This window comes from Vibrio sp. 1401 (assembly GCF_033340295.1).
The window spans coordinates 1-1,165 of the sequence record NZ_JAWOWF010000127.1 but is presented as its reverse complement, the minus strand read 5'-3'; the positions used below and the strand labels follow the sequence as shown (position 1 = coordinate 1,165).

1 protein-coding gene is annotated in these 1,165 nt (G+C 47.7%); it reads right to left on the bottom strand.

Annotation, left to right across the window (positions count from 1 at the left end; translation table 11 throughout):
• Positions 1 to 1,165 (bottom strand): elongation factor Tu (gene tuf, locus R7Z77_RS24025; protein ID WP_171345263.1); only part of this gene is annotated, 1,165 nt, incomplete at both ends.

The following is a 1,165-nucleotide window of genomic DNA, read 5'->3' as shown; positions in this document are numbered from 1 at the left end:
ACAACACCAGCACCTACTGTACGGCCACCTTCACGGATCGCGAAACGTAGACCTTCGTCCATTGCGATTGGTGCGATTAGCTCTACAGTCATCTGTACGTTGTCGCCTGGCATTACCATTTCTACGCCGTCTGGTAGCTGGATGTCACCAGTTACGTCAGTTGTACGGAAGTAGAACTGTGGACGGTAGCCTTTGAAGAATGGAGTGTGACGACCACCTTCATCTTTAGACAGTACGTATACTTCTGATTCGAACTTAGTGTGTGGAGTGATTGAACCAGGCTTAGCTAGTACTTGACCACGTTCAACTTCGTCACGCTTAGTACCACGTAGAAGTGCACCAACGTTCTCACCTGCACGGCCTTCGTCTAGAAGCTTACGGAACATCTCAACACCAGTACATGTAGTTGTAGTAGTGTCTTTGATACCTACGATAGCAACTTCGTCACCTACAGTTAGGATACCACGCTCGATACGGCCAGTTACTACTGTACCACGACCTTGGATTGAGAATACGTCTTCGATAGGCATTAGGAATGGCTGATCTACCGCACGCTCTGGCTCAGGGATGTAAGTATCTAGAGCTTCTGCTAGTTCAACGATTTTCGCTTCCCACTGCTCTTCGCCGTTTAGTGCGCCTAGTGCAGAACCTTGGATAACTGGTAGGTCATCACCTGGGAAATCGTATTCAGATAGAAGCTCACGAACTTCCATTTCTACTAGTTCTAGTAGCTCTTCATCGTCAACCATGTCACATTTGTTCATGAATACGATGATGTATGGGATACCAACCTGACGGCCTAGTAGGATGTGCTCACGAGTTTGTGGCATTGGGCCATCTGTCGCAGCAACAACTAGGATACCACCGTCCATCTGTGCAGCACCAGTGATCATGTTTTTAACATAGTCAGCGTGTCCTGGACAGTCAACGTGTGCGTAGTGGCGTGATGGAGTGTCGTACTCAACGTGAGAAGTTGCGATTGTGATACCGCGCTCACGCTCTTCTGGAGCGTTATCGATAGATGCGAAGTCTTTAGCTACACCGCCGTAAACTTTAGCAAGAGTAGTACAGATAGCTGCAGTTAGAGTTGTTTTACCGTGGTCAACGTGGCCGATAGTACCAACGTTAACGTGCGGTTTCGTACGTTCAAATTTTTCTTTAGACA